The 17,488-nt window shown below is 36.1% G+C and carries 14 protein-coding genes and 1 pseudogene; 5 read left to right on the top strand and 10 right to left on the bottom strand.

Going from position 1 to position 17,488, the window contains the following annotated elements; translation table 11 throughout:
• Positions 1 to 32 precede the first annotated feature (32 nt).
• Positions 33 to 722 carry a PAS domain-containing protein gene (locus tag DSM106972_RS09180; RefSeq protein ID WP_127080396.1) on the bottom strand — a complete coding sequence of 230 codons (690 nt, stop codon included), beginning with the start codon at positions 720 to 722 and terminating at the stop codon, positions 33 to 35.
• A 246-nt stretch (positions 723 to 968) separates the two neighbouring features.
• On the opposite strand from DSM106972_RS09180, the gene DSM106972_RS09175 reads away from it, so the two are divergent.
• The 3 genes from DSM106972_RS09175 to DSM106972_RS09165 all read left to right on the top strand — a co-directional run bounded on the left by DSM106972_RS09175 (position 969) and on the right by DSM106972_RS09165 (position 5,578).
• Entirely contained in the window at positions 969 to 1,991 is a 1,023-nt protein-coding gene (locus DSM106972_RS09175) for an alpha/beta hydrolase family protein (RefSeq protein ID WP_127080395.1), read from the top strand.
• 128 nt (positions 1,992 to 2,119) lie between these two features.
• Positions 2,120 to 4,432, top strand: a complete 2,313-nt coding sequence (locus tag DSM106972_RS09170; protein WP_186538784.1) for a sensor histidine kinase — start codon at positions 2,120 to 2,122, stop codon at positions 4,430 to 4,432.
• 393 nt (positions 4,433 to 4,825) lie between these two features.
• On the top strand, positions 4,826 to 5,578 hold the full coding sequence (locus tag DSM106972_RS09165) for a hypothetical protein (protein ID WP_127080393.1): 753 nt from the start codon (positions 4,826 to 4,828) through the stop codon (positions 5,576 to 5,578).
• Here DSM106972_RS09165 and DSM106972_RS09160 read toward each other — a convergent pair.
• Together DSM106972_RS09160 and DSM106972_RS09155 are read right to left on the bottom strand one after the other, a co-directional pair.
• Positions 5,550 to 6,668: a DNA cytosine methyltransferase gene (locus tag DSM106972_RS09160; RefSeq protein ID WP_127080392.1), complete on the bottom strand. Its 1,119-nt coding sequence runs from the start codon at positions 6,666 to 6,668 to the stop codon at positions 5,550 to 5,552. The two genes, DSM106972_RS09165 and DSM106972_RS09160, sit on opposite strands and share 29 nt — an antisense overlap.
• A gap of 191 nt (positions 6,669 to 6,859) precedes the next feature.
• Positions 6,860 to 8,242 (bottom strand): Uma2 family endonuclease, encoded by a 1,383-nt coding sequence (locus DSM106972_RS09155; RefSeq protein ID WP_127080391.1) that lies wholly within the window; start codon positions 8,240 to 8,242, stop codon positions 6,860 to 6,862.
• 140 nt (positions 8,243 to 8,382) lie between these two features.
• On the opposite strand from DSM106972_RS09155, the gene DSM106972_RS09150 reads away from it, so the two are divergent.
• Positions 8,383 to 10,086 carry a tetratricopeptide repeat protein gene (locus DSM106972_RS09150; protein WP_127080390.1) on the top strand — a complete coding sequence of 568 codons (1,704 nt, stop codon included), beginning with the start codon at positions 8,383 to 8,385 and terminating at the stop codon, positions 10,084 to 10,086.
• Between the two features lie 323 nt (positions 10,087 to 10,409).
• On the opposite strand, the gene DSM106972_RS09145 is transcribed toward DSM106972_RS09150, so the two are convergent.
• The 4 genes from DSM106972_RS09145 to DSM106972_RS09130 all read right to left on the bottom strand — a co-directional run bounded on the left by DSM106972_RS09145 (position 10,410) and on the right by DSM106972_RS09130 (position 13,900).
• Positions 10,410 to 10,700, bottom strand: coding sequence for a helix-turn-helix domain-containing protein (locus tag DSM106972_RS09145; protein WP_127080389.1), 291 nt, complete (start codon positions 10,698 to 10,700; stop codon positions 10,410 to 10,412).
• Positions 10,701 to 10,822: 122 nt separating this feature from the next.
• Positions 10,823 to 11,698 (bottom strand): SDR family oxidoreductase, encoded by an 876-nt coding sequence (locus tag DSM106972_RS09140; protein WP_127080388.1) that lies wholly within the window; start codon positions 11,696 to 11,698, stop codon positions 10,823 to 10,825.
• Positions 11,699 to 11,706: 8 nt separating this feature from the next.
• Positions 11,707 to 12,252, bottom strand: a complete 546-nt coding sequence (locus DSM106972_RS09135) for a PadR family transcriptional regulator (protein WP_127080387.1) — start codon at positions 12,250 to 12,252, stop codon at positions 11,707 to 11,709.
• A 202-nt stretch (positions 12,253 to 12,454) separates the two neighbouring features.
• A complete protein-coding gene (locus DSM106972_RS09130) occupies positions 12,455 to 13,900 on the bottom strand; it encodes an aromatic ring-hydroxylating dioxygenase subunit alpha (RefSeq protein WP_186538782.1) in 1,446 nt (481 codons plus the stop codon).
• Between the two features lie 48 nt (positions 13,901 to 13,948).
• Between DSM106972_RS09130 and DSM106972_RS09125 the strand changes: the two genes are divergently transcribed.
• Positions 13,949 to 14,209: a hypothetical protein gene (locus DSM106972_RS09125; RefSeq protein WP_186538780.1), complete on the top strand. Its 261-nt coding sequence runs from the start codon at positions 13,949 to 13,951 to the stop codon at positions 14,207 to 14,209.
• Here DSM106972_RS09125 and DSM106972_RS09120 read toward each other — a convergent pair.
• The 3 genes and pseudogenes from DSM106972_RS09120 to DSM106972_RS55725 all read right to left on the bottom strand — a co-directional run bounded on the left by DSM106972_RS09120 (position 14,206) and on the right by DSM106972_RS55725 (position 17,291).
• A complete protein-coding gene (locus DSM106972_RS09120) occupies positions 14,206 to 14,796 on the bottom strand; it encodes a PAS domain-containing protein (protein WP_127080386.1) in 591 nt (196 codons plus the stop codon). The two genes, DSM106972_RS09125 and DSM106972_RS09120, sit on opposite strands and share 4 nt — an antisense overlap.
• A 299-nt stretch (positions 14,797 to 15,095) precedes the next feature.
• Entirely contained in the window at positions 15,096 to 16,568 is a 1,473-nt protein-coding gene (locus DSM106972_RS09115; protein WP_127080385.1) for a hypothetical protein, read from the bottom strand.
• 139 nt (positions 16,569 to 16,707) lie between these two features.
• Positions 16,708 to 17,291: pseudogene (locus tag DSM106972_RS55725) on the bottom strand (Mut7-C RNAse domain-containing protein).
• Between the last annotated feature and the right edge of the window lie 197 nt (positions 17,292 to 17,488).

The following is a 17,488-nucleotide window of genomic DNA, read 5'->3' as shown; positions in this document are numbered from 1 at the left end:
GCTATTTATCTACTGTTGCAATTTTACAGTTTTTATTTTGAATTTATGGGTTTATGCGGTAGGTGCAAGATATGAGTTAATCTTTCTGAAACAAATGGGCGAGACCTCCAACTTATCCAGCGATAACTGCCATCTTTACAACGATAACGGTTTTCAAACGATACTAACTCGACTCCCGCAATAAGTTCAGTACCTGCACTTAAAGTTTTTTCATGGTCTTCAGGGTGAACAAAATAAAGCCAGGGATGGCTCGTTAACTCCTCAGTTGTCCAACCAAGTGTTTTCTGCCATGATGGACTTACCCAAGTAAGAGAACCGTCAAAAGTTCCGATAGAAAGAAGGTCGGCGCCTACAGAAAAAAAGCGCTCTCGTTCCTCAAGCACCTGATGAAGCTCTGTAAAATCCCGCCCTAATGCATACATTACCCCTTCTTCTAAAACTGGCTCTACAATCCATTCAACCCACTTGTAGGAACCATCTTTACATTTGTAACGATTATGATAACGAGCAGCAATACCGAGTTTGAGTGTTAAAAATGCTTCAACCGTTGCAGGCGCCGAATCTTCATGTACAAACCCAATATACGATTGTCCCAACACTTCTTCTTTGGTAAACCCTAATATTTTCTCGAAAGCCGGATTTACCTGAATAATTAAACCGTCCATACCTACAATACAGTATATATCCGGAGAGAGAGTAAAAAAGCGTTGCTCCAGGGTCATAGTGATGGGATATTAGGATACGGAACTGCCATACAGGATAAAGTATATCACTGACCTTACGCTTTTGACATTCATACTAGCGACTTACTTTTGATGATAACCGCAAAAGATGTAGTGGAAATTATGAATAGGTGCGATCAGGCTACAAGTCTTATTGCAGGTAGTGAATTTTTTTCGTAGCGTCACGCACCCTACAGTTTTTATGTCCCGGTTGCGTAATTATCATAATATAGACGAGGTGCAGCTATGTTAGGTAACCAAAATAATCATTTCACGAATTATATAAGCACACTTAATATCGAATCTAGCTTAAATATAACAAATTATCCATTACGCCTTAATGGTGCTAGTTTTGATAAAAACGATGAATTCCAAAGCCTTTATCCTTGGCTAAAGTTACAAGGGACTATCACTGGTAACACTTTACTGGGCATAGAATCACATGATATTAGCATTGAATGGGCTGATGGTATTTCTAAGACTTTCAACCCAAACAAAAGTACATGGATAGTTATTCATGGTTTACAAATGAATTTACCCAAAGGAGATATACTTGACCAGCTAACAGATATTAAAAATTTAGCTTCATCAGTTGATGGCTTTTCTCCTAATGACCAAGTACTGGTTTTAGACTGGAGAAGTGCTGCTTATTCTCCAGGAATAAATTACCGTGGAGATTTTAATGTTCCAAACCCTGTAATTGCTCTTTCATGGATTGATGCTGCTGCGACTTGGACTACTAATATTCTAAAACAATTTGGAATAACTACACCAAATATTAATTTAATTGGTCACAGCTTTGGTAGCTACGTTGCATCATCTATAGCTGCTGATATTACAAGAGGTATTAACCGAATTATTGCCTTAGACCCAGGTAATTTAGAAATAGGAGGCAATAAGTATAAACAAACTAACTTTAGTGATAATTCACGCTGGTCTTGGGCTTTTTACGGTAGTGGATTCGGCGCCCAAGACCGCGCCAGAACTGCCGACGAATCTTTTATAATAGACTTTCCCTTTTATACACAGTTTCCTGATATTCCTGGAGTCAACAAAGGACACGGCGCCGTTGAACAATTTTTTACAGCGATGCTCAACCAAGCCAACGATAAACAACATTATTCCGATGCAGATATTTTTGCACTTGACAGAATGAATTCAATTGCCAAACCTTGGAATATAGATTATAGCACAAACTGGGAAGCAAAGCTAATTCCAGAAGAAAGTAATGGCTCTTGGATATTAAAAGATATTATGCCTAACCCGTGAATGCCCATACGCTCTTGTAACATTGGTACTATACATAATAATCATGGTTATATTTGTTACATTTGTCTATTTTCGTGGAAAAATAAGAAAGAATGATAGTCTTTATTATTTTAAACCAGCTAAAAATCATGATTTGGCGTAAATTCTCTAGCTCTTGCTACCGATTAATACTTAAATATTCCCAAAACCCACTCTTACAAGGATTGACAGATTACTGGCAAAACAGGAGTTTCCAGTTTAAATTGTCAATACTCTTAATACTTAGTGCTGCTTTACCAACGATTTTGGCAACACAAGGAATTATTATTGTTGCTAGAAATGAATTGGAAGAAAGCGAAACCAAATCGCTCCATAAAGGTTTAGCTGATTTTCAATACCATATTCAACAAGTTAAAAATGATTATCAAGTTAATGCTCAAGCCTTACAGCAAAGATTAGAGCAAGCAGAAATTGATACAACGAACCCTGACGCACTTGTTCAAAAAAAAGAATTATTAGAAAATATTATCAATAATCCTATTGATTCCAAATATCAACCAAGTTTTTATTTATTCACCGATAATGAAGGACGAACTATTGCTCATAATATTCGAGCTATATCGAATTTTAATGATGATTTAGTGAATCTAAAAAATAAACCTGTAACAACCATCTATCGATATATTACCGTTCCAACAGGTATAAATACTGCTGATATAAAAATAGTGAATCATGCATTAAGACAACAGCGTTCTTTATCAGGTATAGAAATTCTCCCACGTCAATTTTTGGAAAAAATTGGACTAGATATACAGGCAAATATTGGTTATCGTCGGCAACCTATTAATAATCTTACTATCTCGCAGCAACCTTTTCCTATAGGTACTTATGATACTGATAATGCTCGTATCGGTTTATCAATACTTGCTGCTCAACCAATAACAATCAACGGTCGAGTTGTTGGAACAGTTGTAGTTGGAACACTACTAAATCGCAATTATCAACTGGTTGACCAAATCACAAAAGTTTCAGGAGTCACAACTGCAACATTATTTGCTTACGATTGGCGTGTTAGTACTAACGTCCCAAATAATGATGGTAAAACCAGAGCTATTGGTACCCGTGTAGCACGAAAAGTAGCAGAAGCTGTACTTGAGCGTAAACAAACATTTATGGGTCAAGTTAACATCGTTGGAAAATCTTATCGTGCTGCTTATGCTCCAATTTACAGTCACTACGACCAAATTAATAATACTCAAGCAAAGCCAATTGGTATTTATTATGTTGGAAATCCAGAAACAAAGGTGCAACAGACTCTAAACAGTTTGGCTCTGACTGGTTACAGTATTGGTGGTGGATTTATTTTACTTGCAATCATAATTGCCATACCTGGAGCAAATGCTTTTTCTCGCTCAATTACAGAGTTAACCAAATTTGCTCAATCTATTGGTCGTGGAGAATTACACGTTCGTCTTCAGATAAGTAAACGTCGTGACGAAATTGGTATTTTAGAGAAAGAACTTAATTATATGGCGCAGCAAATTTCCATTAATATCCAAACAATGACTGCAAATGAGTTAAAAATTCGCGCTTCTGCCCAAGAACTTCAAGATGCTTTAAAAGAACTCAAAATTGCTCAAACTCAGTTAGTACAAAATGCCAAAATGTCAGGTTTAGAAAACTTAGTTGCTGGTATCGCCCATGAAATTAATAACCCTGTGAGTTTTATTTATGGTAACATTTCTTGTACTGAAGAATATATTCAAGATTTAATTTATCTGATAAAATTGTACCAGAGTAACTATCCAAATCCTCCTGAACAAATTAACGGCGCCTTAAAAGAAGTAGATTTGGAGTTTCTGCAACAAGACATACCCAAGCTTCTCAACTCTATGACAAATGGAGTGCAAAGAATTCGTAGAATAGTAGAATCGCTGCGAACTTTTTCACGTATGGATGAAGCTGAGTATAAATTAGTCAACTTACACAATAATATTGATTGTATTCTGGCCTTAATTAATTATAAACTACAATCAAAACTGAATTTCCCAGGTATTAAAATTATTAAAAAATATGAACATATTCCAGAAATAAAATGTTATGTTGGACAATTAAATCAAGTATTTATGAATTTATTTAATAATGCTATCGATGCTATAGAAGAAGCCTTTGAAAAAAATATAATTACTACAAATCCTGAAATACTTATCAAAACAAAAGTAGTGCAACACGATAAACGAGACTACATACAAATTACTATAGCTGATAACGGAATAGGAATTGCTGATGACATACAACAATCTATTTTTGATCCATTTTTTACAACTAAACCTGTAGGTAAAGGTACTGGCATGGGTTTAGCTATCAGCTACCAAATTGTTACAGAAAAACATCATGGTAGCTTGAAGTGCATTTCTACACCTGGAAAAGGCGCCGAATTTATAATACAAATCCCTGTCTAAAAGATTATGAAATACATGTAGAGATGTCACATGTATACTGCGAACGGGTAAAATTTAGATTTTTGTCATGTTGAGGGACGTTAACGCAGTTTTCCCGCAGGGTAGCATCTTAAAGATTTTCGCTTGCTTTAAAAGTATAGTTTTCAGCCGTTATTAGTATAACGTAAGAACAAAGATTTTGGGTATTATATGTATACCTCATATACCTGAGATTTGCTGTAGGTGTGCTGATGATAACTTGTTTAAATCAGTACAAAATGCTCAAGCTTCAGTACTTATTATTATAATGGTAATTAATAAAACAATTTGATGATGAATATCGTTATCAATTTGAGTAAATTAGACGTTGGTTTGCTGAAAATGTATACTAAACAATAATGGAGGAGTTTTTGAGTGCTGACGGAAAATGAAATATCGAGATTGAGGAAAGCTATTATTGCAACAATTGCATCTCCTATTATTGGTTCAATAGAGGACTATGCTTGGGAAGCAATTTTTCATTATGTAAAAGATATTTCTCTTTCTGACCCAGCTTTCGGACGTAGCAAACTTCTTTACGATGCTGTTGATATGGCAACTCAGACAGGATGGTCGCTAAAATCTCTTCAACTTAATAACATTAATCCCGGTAGCACATTTTTTTTTGTCATTCAAAGAGCAGATGTAATTAAAAAAGCTGTTCAGCTTGGTTTTCCTGATTTAACAGAACGTTCTTCTCCACAAGAGTTAGGAGCAGCTATTATTAAACATTGGAATGATAAAATTATTACCAGTAAGTCAGCGCAGAATGTAACTAATAGTTACGAAGGTATACTTTTAAAAACAATTAGAGGTACTATTTATGCTTACTGCGAATATTTACTTGAACCGCTTGACTCAGATGCCTTTTCTTGGGCTTGGACTGTAGATAGAATTACAGGTAAAGATGGAGCAGGTTTACAAGGAAGTATTGCAGGTAAAGCGGAACTCATTTGGTATAAAAATCAAAAGCAGCTTTTTAGAGCGCGCACGATTCCTCTAGATATAGTAATTATAAATATTGAGCGAGTTCGTCTTGAACCGGATAGGTATGTGGAAACTATGATTGCTGCTTTGCGCGAACAATATAATAATACACCTAATGACAATCCTGAATTAGACACTTAGCTATAGCTTTAGCGAGAAGAGGAGGTACAGATTCTCCAATTTGAGAGGACATTTCTGTATATGTACCTAAAAAGTGGAATTTATCGGGAAATGAATGTAACCTTGCTGCTTCGCGTATTGTTATAGTTCTATCTTGTGTGGGATGGAAGAATCTACCTGAACCTGGATGAAACACCCATCTTGTAATTGTTCTCGCTGGTTTATCCCAATATAATCTACCATAGGCGCCACTGTAATGTTTTTTAGGCGCCAGTTCTGGTGGTAAATGTTTTGCATCTTGCCCTTCTTTTAAAACACGAACTCTTGCTATTTGAACAGGACTTAAAGCACGAGCGACGTGATTTACAAGTTTTGTACTTTCAGAGCGCATCATAGCTTGATATATACTATTTACCTGTGATGGATAATTATCTTCGCTATATTCTTGTCCTGCATCTAATGGTGGTAAATCTCCAATTGCATCCCTGACTGTAACAATTGAAGAAATGCCATTATCAAATAAATTAAGTTGCTTCATAGATTTTTCTTCTGAATGCGTAGGTTTAGGAAAACAAGGTGTTTTATCTAAGCTGGCAATAAAAAAAGCTCTCGTTCTTGTTTGGGGTATTCCATAATGTGCAGCATTCAATGAAGCGGAAGCAACTTTATAACCGAATGACTCTAGTTGCTTAGTAATTTCATACCTGACTATACCTTTATAAGCATTTAAGATTTCAGGTACATTTTCCATTACTACATAAATCGGTCGGAACTCTTCTACAAACTCTAAAAAAGTTTTGTAAAGTTGATTGCGAGACTCATCAAGACTACGACAACCCGCAGGAATATTTCTAGAGAACCCTTGGCAAGGTGGCCCACCAATAACTACCGTCAATTCTTCTGATTGTAAACCAAGCCATTGACGTAATTCTCTTGGATTTACTTTACATATATCTTCATTAACTATTTTTGCACCTGGGTAATTATGCTTATATGTTGCCAAAGCTTTTTTATCAACCTCAATGGCACACAATGATTCAAAATCTGCCAGATGAAACCCTGTAGTTAACCCGCCGGCGCCTGCAAATAAATCAATCAACTTGTATTTCATGTACAGAATATTATAGTAATTAATTAGTACTGTCAATAAGTATAACAGTTCAATATTACTTTATTAGATAGGCACCGCGAGTTATGCTATCGTAATATTGACCCCTTATGTTTAACTAAAATTTTCGTATTTTATTTTTGTTGCTGTTGGTTCATGTTATTATTAAGCTTTAAAAGTAAAATAATCAATTGTCAAATTTCGATTAATTCAGAAGCAATTGCGCGAAGTTGTATATCTGTAGCATCTTCCACATCAATTAAATGAAGGTAAAATGATTCGCTGAACTCGGACACTGCTACATATGCTTTCCCCATTTTTCCTAATGGAAAATTCCAGGCTACTATTGTAATCTCATCCCAAAAATTTAGTGGTTCTGGTTTGACTAATCTTCCTATTACACCCAACCTAGTGGCGCCATATTTTTCACGTAGTAATACAGCAACTTCATGTACTAATTGCCACACTTGTGCTTTATATTCTTGGATATTTTGCACAGAAAATCTTTGAGTTAGTAATGCTTCTACCCACTCACGCGGATGTAATAATTTAACTGACTCAACTAACCCAAACGTCATTAAAAACATTCCAATAAGTCCTTTAATTCCATCTCTGCTACCTATATAAGGTTTCCCATCCATAAATTCAAACTTTGGCTCTGGACACCAGTATATATAATCTTCAAACATAATTGGTACAGGTTCCTCCAATGCCGGAGTAAATCCTAATTCACCTCTACTCCAATCAATTCCTTCACCGACAGGTTTTATACTACCAACTTTGGAAGCATCGCTAGCTACCTCGAATAAATCATTTTCTGATAAATAAGTAAAATCGTTTGCTGTTTCCCAAAGTTTTGCTGGTAAAAACGTTAAACCTGGAATACTAGAAACTTCGTAACGTCCGTTTAAAATTTGTTGCGGTTGATACACTCCATCCTCTAACCTAAGAAACTCTATATTTTCCTGCTCTACATCAAAAATCCAATATTCAGGGACACCTGCTGCTTGATAGTACGAACGCTTAACTTCTGTGTCGTAACTTTCATGACCTGGAGTGATAAACTCAATTATCAACTCGGCAGGCCCATCTAAATAATAATCGTATATACGATTTATGCTTTGTGATTTATAAAATAATATATCTGGCATAAAGGCATTAGCGCCTAAACGGTTAACAAAACCACCACCCAAAGATTCTCCTATTTCTCCTCGTCTTAACCCAAATAATGCCATATAAAGAGTTTGTCGGATATTACTGCACTTTCTGCCTCTACGTGTAAGTTTAGTAACTTCAGGTGTAAAATTTATTCCAGATGCCCAATTACGTATAGCTGAAGCGTCTATTGCGTTTAAATCTGGTACTACAGGTGCCTCAAATGCTAAACTGAGTGCTTGCCACCAAAGTTGTTCCGGCGCCAAAGCTACCGCAGATAATGCTCCCCAACCCCGTAAAATTTGATTGAACAGTAAACGACTTAAAGACTTGTTTTTACCAATTGTCAACTGTCCATCAACTAATTCAATTTTTGTTTTTGCCTGCCATTGCAAGTATTCGTCTAATAACTCAGAAGTCATAGCTAAGTTTCTATACACAACATTCTTTTATTTTAGATTGCATAAGTTGGGTGTGCTTAGACGTATTAAGTAATGTAGGGGCAATTTATCCTTACTCTTATTGATTAATTAATATCTGTCGCAATTTATACAAATTTTATATGACTTACACACAAGTGCCTACAACTAAAAACATTTACGAAAAGTCTTTGGTAACTGCGGAAGATTGGTTTCAGGTTGGTAACAAGTTTTATGATAACCAAGAGTATGAAGAGGCGATGGGGTTTTATCAAAAAGCGCTACAAATTAAACCCGATTACTTTGATGCTCTAATAAATATAGGTTTTATTTTGGGTCATTTACAACGCTTTGGCGATGCATTGGAATGTTTTGACCAATGCATTGCTAAAGATAGCAGTCACTTTATGGGTTGGTTTGGTCGTGGTCAAGCGCTCAGATACTTAGGGCGCCTTACTGAAGCGGTATTAGCTTACAATCAAGCTATCAAAATTCAACCTGATAGTGCTGCTCCTTGGAGATATCGTGGTTTAGCGTTGGCTGCTTCACAACTCTACAGCGATGCAGTTTCGTCTTATGACCAATCACTTTTACGCTATCGTGATGATTATTATACCTGGTGGATTCGGGGTATTTCGCTTGAATCTTTGGGTAAAAGTGAGGCTGCAATTATTTCGTATGACCAATCTATTGCTCTGAAACCTGATTTTCATGAAGCTTGGCATTATCGCGCAGGCGCCTTGTGGAATTTACAGCGCTATGAAGAAGCTATTTTAGATTATGAGGAAGCTATTAAGTGTAACTCTAAATACTGGGAAGCATGGTATTGTCGCGGTAATTTGATGTTGAATATCAAAGATTATGAAGGAGCTATTGAGTCTTATAACCAAGCTATTCATATTCAACCCGAATTTTCTGAGACTTGGAAAAATCGTGGAGATGCGCTTTTTCAGTTAGGTAGAAGTCAAGATGCATTGACTTCTTATCGACGCGCAATTGATATTAAACCAGATAATGTTGATGCATGGTATAAATGCGGTATGGTTTTGATGGAGTTAAAATTATACCAAGAGTCACTAACTGCATTTGAAACGGCTGTTGAAATAAATCCTAATTTACCTGGTGCTTGGTTGGGTTGTGCTTATGTGCTGCAAGAGCTTCAACGTCATGAAGAAGTGCTAACTGCTTGTGATTGTACAATCGCTATTCAACCTGATTATGAGAAAGTTTGGTATGTTCGTGGTAATTCTTTAGGCGCCTTAAAACGTTATTCAGAAGCACTTACTTCTTACGAACAGGCAATTCGCTTAGAACCGTATGATGCAGTAGTATGGAATCTTCGGGGTTTGGCACTTTACTATTTGCAACGTGACTCTGAAGCAATTAAGTCTTATGACCGTGCAATTGAACTATGTGAAGATTACGGCGACGCTTGGAAAAACCGTGCTTTTTCGCTTTATTATTTGCAAAAATATGAAGATGCTATCTTAAATACCGACCGTGCCATAGAACTTGGACAAGGAAATAATTATCTACTATGGTTTTATCGCGGTGTAGCTTTGATGGAATTAGATAGAAACGAAGCTGCATTAGTATCCTTGAACCGTTCAATTCAACTCAAAGGTGATTATGCTAACGCTTTTTATTATCGTGGTCGAGTACTACATTCTATGAAACAATATTCTGAAGCGGTTTCATCATTTGACCAAGCATTGCGAATTGATTCCGTTTTCGTAATGGCTTGGTTATGGTGCGGTAACAGTCTTAAAGAATTAGGGCGCCGTGAAGATGCCATTTATGCTTATGACCGAGTTATTAAATTAGACCCAAATTGTAGCGCTGCTTAGTTAGCACGTGGCACAGGCATCTTGCCTGTGCAATAAAAATTTGTATTAAAAAGTAAGGTCGTCAGTGACGAACCACACATGCTATCCTCGCGAATAATCATCGATAGTCAGGAAAATTTGAACGTAAACGTGTTTTCCCGCAGGGTTGCGAGTCAGGTCTATTATTTTAAAGTCCCTTGTTCTTGGAGCATTAATTTTCCGCTTTTAAGAACTTGTAGTTTATTATCTGCTTTATATTACATAAATAATAATCATTCTAAAAACAATGCCGCTTGATGTCGCCAATATGTTATTAAAGGTGTTAGTCACGCACCAGTTGCCAATTATGACAATATCGTAACTCCTGCCTTTTTTTTACGTGGTTTTCCACTGCGTGGACGTTCGATTAGTGTTTGCTCTAAATTTTCTTCACAGAACTGCTTACGAGTTCTCTCAACTGTTGTTACAGATGTATATAGGGTCTTGGCTATTGCTTCATCTGTACTGCCTTCATGTGCCATTAGTAATGTATGCGCGCGACGGATTGTCCTAGCACTAGCTTTTCCTTTCTTTACTAAGTCAAGTAGCTGCATCCGTTGCTCATTGCTTAGAACAACTTTGTGCTTTTTATTCATATTTTGTATTTGCGTCGTCACATATTAATATATCACAACCCATCAAAATTTATGTAGATTTGACCTTAATCAATCTTTATGGTGCGTAACGCTACAAGATTATTCCATAAGTTGAAATGTTGTTATGGCGTTACGCACCCTACCAATTCTTCTTTTATTGATAACGGGTTGTATCCTAATGTAAATGCTATTGTACTGTCGAATGATACATCTGCTGGTCGCGGCGCCGACATTTGCACTTCTTGCTGTTTACATGCTTTTAGGTTTGTATCTGGTAGTTGAAATGCTTCAATCATTAATTTTCCAAAGTCGTAGCGAGATATTCTTTCTCTCCCTCCTAGGTGAATAATACCGTGATATTGTTTTTCTATCATTAATAATAATCCTTTGGCGGCTGTCACTCCACTTACTGGTGTTCTAAATTCATCGGTAAATAATTTTAATTCTTTGCCAGATTGCAGTGTTTGTATAAACCCTTGCATGAAACTTTTTGCTGTGGGTGTTGCGGCGCCAAACATTAATGGCATTCTACATATAGCTGTTTCAGGATATTCTTTTAACATTGCTTGTTCTGCTAAGACCTTTTGTTCCCCGTATAAATTTACTGGGTTGACTGTATCTGTTTCTTTATATGGTGCATTTGTACCATCGAATACTAGGTCAGTTGATGTAAATGCACATGGTATAGAATACTCAGCGCACAATCCTGCTATATTTGCTGATGCTGTGACATTAATTGCGTGAGACTCTTCGGGATGGTTTTGACAGTAGTTTGGTTGCGAAATTGCTGCTGTATGAATTACTGCATCTGGTTTAATATTTGTAAAGATTTGTTTCAGTTCTTCAAAGTCTGATAAATTAGCTTTTAGTAGACTGGCGCCATTTACTTCTAACGTGTGCGAGTTGTATGTACCGTAAACTTCGTAGTGTTTGCGTCCCACCTCGATTATATGCCACCCTAAAAAACCACTGGCGCCTGTAATTAGTAATTTTTTCATATCCCAATTCAATTAGAATTATCTTCATGTAAAAACTTTATAGTATCTTCGCACCACTTTAACCATTCAATTTCGTAGCGTATTCCCTGCTGAAGCGTTAAATAGCGGTACTTTTCTGCCAAAGGTAAAGTTTGCGGGTTTACAAAATGCTTCTCTTCTATTGCTCGATACGCTTTTAACTTATCTTTGTGCTGCACACGGTGATTTTCTAATTCTTTAATAATTTTATGTTTCGGCGCCACTTCACCCGCAAATACTTTTACCAGCAACTCATCTTTTATGGGACTAACTTCTGATGGTTCTAATATCCATTTACGAAGATATTCCTTTCCTGCCTCTGTAACAGAGAATACTTTCTTGTCTGGGCGCCCTTCTTGCCTAATTACTTCTGCAACAATATGTCCCTCTTCCTCTAATTTACTCAACTCTCGGTAAATTTGCTGTTGCGTTGCGTGCCAGAAAAAACCTACAGTCCCCGCAAACTGCTTCGACAAATCATAACCACTACACGCTGTATCTAATAATGCCGCCAAAATCGCATGAGATATTGCCATAACTTGATTCTATTCTTTCTTTAGCTTTTATAAATAAACTTGATTAAATATACTCACTTTGTTGAGTATACAGTATAAAGCATCAATCTTACTCAATTAGTTGAGTAATAGTTTATTTGTAGGAGATGTCACGAAAGAATAAGGTATTAAAATTTGACAACCATTGGTTGTCAAATTTTGGAATAGTGATTATGTACTGATTTTAGTTATTACGTGCGTGTTCAAACTCATATACGTAAAACAAGCGGCGCAATTTTAGAAGTAGATAACCTGTGCTAGCAAACGTAACGGCGCCTAAAAGAGCTAACCAAAAACTAGCAGGAGGGAAAGATTCAACAGCGCGCGCATCAATAATTACACTCAAATATGCAAGTATTATAGATGTTGCAAAAGCAAAGACAGTTAGCCTATTTATATTTTTTAAAGCATTTTGGCAAACGCGACAGTGCTGCGTGTGTGTCGTCCAAACATCAAATAGCTTTTGTTTATCGAGTTCTGGACTAGGAAGGTGTGAGTTACATTCTGGCGCCCAAGGAATGCCACCACCTGCTTTATTTTCTAACCAATTGCGAAACGCGATTATCATCTTATCTTGAGGGTTAGGCGTGAAGACTTTGTTCAACCATCTACCTTGTTTTTGAGCTATAATCTTTTCTTGATAATGAAGAAAAACCATATCTTGGTGTAGAAATAACGAAGCGAGAATATGACCTAACCAAGTTGGCATCGGTAATCCAAAAAATCCTAAACCTGATGGTGTTTTGTTTTCGTTGTTTTTGATTAATACCTGGCACCCAATATGACGGCACCATCCTGGACGAGTTGGAGTAGCATATAAAACTAGAATCTGTTGACCACCATCAAATGAAGTTGAAACAACCCGCATCAAACAAGGCGGTTGAAAATCATTAACAGCTTGCTTTATATTTGGGGCAGTTGGTGTAATTTCATAAGCAAACGCGGATTGACTTGATATCTCCAAAACGCGAATCATATCATAATATTTAGCGTCCTTGTATCGGTTGCCAACAATACCATGATGCGAGACAGGAACATGCGCTGGGTCAGAAATATTCTCCATGAAAAAGTCCCATCCATACGCCAAGTCACGAAAATTCCAAAATAACTTTACTACTTTATCTGACTTGTTTTCTAACTCTGGGGTAATTAGCGGTTGAAATGACTGACTTTCAAGTTGTGCTTTTACTCCTGACTCTGCCCATACCCACAATAATCCTTGTCGTTCTTGGGTTGGATAAAAAACTGCACATGATTTAGAATTTGAGCAATGTTGCGACTCCGTTTGTTCGTCTTTAGCTTGGGGAATGCTAACACAATTACCTTCACCATCAAAACGCCAAGCGTGGTAAGCACACATTAGTGTACCATCTGATTCTACTCGTCCCTCTGAAAAAGGCGCCAGTCGATGAGGACAAGCATCTTCAAAACATCGCCATTTTCCTTCCGCATCTTTCCACAATACAATATTTTTTCCAAGTAATTGCATGGCATGAGGGCGCCTAGAGTCTAAAAAATCAACAACAGCAACCGGATACCACTGTTTTGTCCATTGAAATACTGTTTCTTGTGGCGCCTGTTCTAAGTTGACATCATGCTCGTTGGTTGGCAAACTGTTGTACGTAGTCACAGTTACTCCTTTATTATTGCTTCTTACGCTTTTTCCCGTAATATAAACATGTTACAGCCAAACCAAGGACAACGTACAAATTTAGTATCCATATTACTGTGGGTACTTGCGTTAATATATATTTATGTGCTTTTACTCTCTCCATCTGGACAGTTACTGCCTGGTGAACCAGTTTGGGCAATTAAACTAGAAACAATACAAGAAATTTTCAACGAGTCAATAAATTTTTTCTTTATTTTACCAATTTTAAACTTACTTGGCTTTCACTATATACAGGCGTCTTATCATTACTTTTGGATTATAAATTAATTCATTCCAGATATCTTCAACCAATGAGGATTCACAAATACATAATTAGCTTTTGCATCTGTTTCAAATATTCCTACTGGCGCCGAATTTACTAAACTCTCAAACTTCAGAACCTTTTCTGCTTCTACTTCCCTTAATCTACTCTCGCTGATTTCGCATCCTACCCATAATACCGAATTCTCTGATATTGGGTGAATTTTTGCATTATACCTTAGAAGGCGCCGTTCACAACATATACTATAATCAAAGCTACATGCTTTTTGCGTTTTCAACACTTGTAAAATTTTTTCTAAGTAGATTTGTAGTATATCTTCTTGAAAAAACTGCTTTATAGTTTGAGTTATTGTATCATTGGCGCCGTCTAAACTCGAATCGAACTTCATTGTCGCGAGTATTTCTATATTTGCTATTTCGTCTCCACAAATATATACCACCAACATCATATCGTTAAATGTCCCCAAAACTGCCCGCATCTGAGTCTCAAAGCTACGCAGCTTTAACTCCATCAATCTACGACAGCGAATTTCTTCTTTCAATAACTGATTTACATGTCTAAGTTCGCACAATTCCTTTTCTAGTAGATGCATAATTGTCTCGATAGCGACTTCACTTAAGTTTACATTTACTTGAATAAGGAAAGGTTAAGCTTATAAGCTGTTTACATGTATTAGCTAAATCAAAAGGTAATTTTGTACCGTTGCTTATCGCCTTTAGACTTAATTTTATTCAAGTGATGATATTACATGCAGTCTACTTTATCTTCTGACATGTAGAGTTAATAAAGTATACAATTTTTTAAAATTCTTGAAATTTGTTAATATTTTTTTAATAATTCAGTTAGAATATATCAAAGAGATGTAACAAATGGGCATATTTACTGTGGTTTTTACGTAAGTTCTGAAACACCCTGAATTTGCAGCAGTACGGGATGAGAAAAAATTAAGTCTTCGTAGTTGGCAATGGTCTCTGAAACGTTTTTAATATTTTTCCACCGTAATTGATTTTCTGGACAGTTCCCTTTGCTTGATAAAACCATTTGACAAAACTTTAATGCTTTGTTATCTGATTGTAATTCTTTGGAATACTGAAATTGACGGTCAGCAGTTTGGCTAAAAATTTCTACTTCTTGTTGCAGCAAATTATCTAACGATTTTGCTAAGTCTCCCATTGTTTTGCTGTTCGTTAATTCTTTACGAATTACCTGTAATTCTTGAATAGCTTTTGTTAACGCACTTAAATTTTTGTGTTGTTCTGCTTCTGTACCCAACTCTTCACACAAATTTAAATATTGCTGCTGAAGTCGCGCATATTTTTCTTGTTCTTTAATTAAATCAGATAATGCGTTATATGCAGCTTGATATTTTTCTTCGATAATTAACGTTTGGATATTCTTTCTTTGTCCCAAATCTGGATATTCTGCCGATTTTTGGATGAATTTGTCTCGGAATGAAAGCTCTAATGCTTTTTGACGCTTGATTTTATCTTGTTTTTGAATTAACTCATTCAATAATCTACACGCACTTTTATAATATTCTTTTTGAATCAACTGCTGAAGATTATTATCATAAATCAAATCTGGATATATTGCCGCTTTTTCTGTAAACTCGTATTTAAACGAAAGTTCAATTGCATTCTCACGGTCAATTCTTTCTTTCTGCTGAATTAAATTATTTAAGGAATTATGTGCTGCTCGATATCTCTCTTGTTTAACTAACTGTTTTATATTGTCATTTTTCGCTATCTCTGGATATTGTGCAACTCTACCCAAAAATTTATCTTTAAACGAAAGCTCTAATTCTTTCTCTCGTGCAATTTGTTTAGCTTTTGCCGTCAACTTTTCTTCGACATAATCATAAAATTGTTTTAATAACGTTTTATCTGCATGTAAAATTTCTAATACTTTTAATAAACTAAAAACTGGATACTGTCCATATTTTGATTCTCCCCAGTAAAGAATGGGTAGAGCATCTTTTATTTCTTGCAGTCTGCGACGGTTTGCTGTAGATATACGGAACAATTTCTCAAAAGTTACTACCGACAATTCAAAGTCTGGCATAACTTTTTTAGTTAAAATCGCACGTAACTCTGTAATCTTAACTTCTTTTAATACTTTTACTATATCTTCTTTTGTCGATGACTTCGCGACTGTTAACCCTAACTCTTTCAATATCAGGTTTAATTTCTCTTTCGTTAACAACTCTAAACAAGAGTAAGCAAACTCTTTGACGAGACTTGCTCCTTTATACCAGTAGCACCACCCTGCTACATACGTTAATTCACTTTCTAACTTCTCTGGTACAGCTTTCGTTCTATTTTGAGCATCCAATATTAAAAGTGCTGCTGCTTTTGCTGAATACATAATTCTGCCTTAATTTCAACATTCTATAAATTCTCTTTGTTAAGAAATGTATCGAAGACTGTCTATTTTTCTTATTCTCGCACATCTCACCCAAAACAACCAACAAACCTAATGAGGCCTGTGGGGTGCGTGACGCACCTTACACGTCTTTTAATATTTTATCGATAAATGAGTGTAACTGGTCGTAGTGCGAACCCTTCCAATAAATCTGATGGCAATTTTGACAACGGTGGAATTTATCGTTGATCTGTTTGACGGTTTCTGGTATCTCTGATATTACCAACTCTTTGTTTACTTGGCTTAACAATTCGTTACAACGAATGCAGCGACGAAACGGCGCCACGTGTTTTAATAAGTTAAATCTTTGAATCAGTTCGACTATTTGTTTATTTGGGTCAGTTTGTCGAACGTAGTAAACATACACTACTATACCCCGCATCAACAATCCTTTGTCGCGCGCCCTTCAAAATTCGATTTTCACGACTGGAAACTCGTGCAAGTTCCTTATCTTCGTAGTCATTACGGATATCATTTAACCCGGTAAAAACTAGTAACAAGTACTAATTTCTACTGTGTATTGGGGGATGCGGTATACCAAAGGATTCTATCACATCCTTGATAGATGCCCGTTCTGTAAAGTTATGACTGATGCTCACCTCTCTTTTATGTCGTGGTAAAAAATCGTTGAGCTTCTGCATAAAAGCTGAAATAAGCAACTCCCATAATACACTCATCTTTTTCTACGAATCTTACTATCCTAACTTTACTGCCAATTAGTCTGATTTTATTGCGAAAGTTTTTTATTTTATTTTAGACATAGATTTTTGTCTATGAACTTTATAGTTTGTTCATAAATCACTTTTAATCAACGTTTAATCTGTTCATAGGCGCCTATTATTGTAAAGGTAAAAGAGAAAGAG

This window comes from Dulcicalothrix desertica PCC 7102 (assembly GCF_003991905.1).
Classification (GTDB): Bacteria; Cyanobacteriota; Cyanobacteriia; order Cyanobacteriales; family Nostocaceae; genus Dulcicalothrix; species Dulcicalothrix desertica.
The sequence above is the reverse complement of the archived record's forward strand: the minus strand, read 5'-3'. Positions and strand labels throughout refer to the sequence as shown.

What these genes read in the sequence shown, in the direction of transcription:
- DSM106972_RS09125 (WP_186538780.1), top strand. Translation starts at nt 13,949, where the DNA reads ATGTTACAGCCAAACCAAGGACAACGTACAAATTTAGTATCCATATTA.
- DSM106972_RS09150 (WP_127080390.1), top strand. Translation starts at nt 8,383, where the DNA reads ATGACTTACACACAAGTGCCTACAACTAAAAACATTTACGAAAAGTCT.
- DSM106972_RS09155 (WP_127080391.1), bottom strand. Translation starts at nt 8,242, where the DNA reads ATGACTTCTGAGTTATTAGACGAATACTTGCAATGGCAGGCAAAAACA.
- DSM106972_RS09120 (WP_127080386.1), bottom strand. Translation starts at nt 14,796, where the DNA reads ATGCATCTACTAGAAAAGGAATTGTGCGAACTTAGACATGTAAATCAG.
- DSM106972_RS09160 (WP_127080392.1), bottom strand. Translation starts at nt 6,668, where the DNA reads ATGAAATACAAGTTGATTGATTTATTTGCAGGCGCCGGCGGGTTAACT.
- DSM106972_RS09180 (WP_127080396.1), bottom strand. Translation starts at nt 722, where the DNA reads ATGACCCTGGAGCAACGCTTTTTTACTCTCTCTCCGGATATATACTGT.
- DSM106972_RS09175 (WP_127080395.1), top strand. Translation starts at nt 969, where the DNA reads ATGTTAGGTAACCAAAATAATCATTTCACGAATTATATAAGCACACTT.
- DSM106972_RS09135 (WP_127080387.1), bottom strand. Translation starts at nt 12,252, where the DNA reads ATGGCAATATCTCATGCGATTTTGGCGGCATTATTAGATACAGCGTGT.
- DSM106972_RS09170 (WP_186538784.1), top strand. Translation starts at nt 2,120, where the DNA reads ATGATTTGGCGTAAATTCTCTAGCTCTTGCTACCGATTAATACTTAAA.
- DSM106972_RS09140 (WP_127080388.1), bottom strand. Translation starts at nt 11,698, where the DNA reads ATGAAAAAATTACTAATTACAGGCGCCAGTGGTTTTTTAGGGTGGCAT.
- DSM106972_RS09115 (WP_127080385.1), bottom strand. Translation starts at nt 16,568, where the DNA reads ATGTATTCAGCAAAAGCAGCAGCACTTTTAATATTGGATGCTCAAAAT.
- DSM106972_RS09145 (WP_127080389.1), bottom strand. Translation starts at nt 10,700, where the DNA reads ATGAATAAAAAGCACAAAGTTGTTCTAAGCAATGAGCAACGGATGCAG.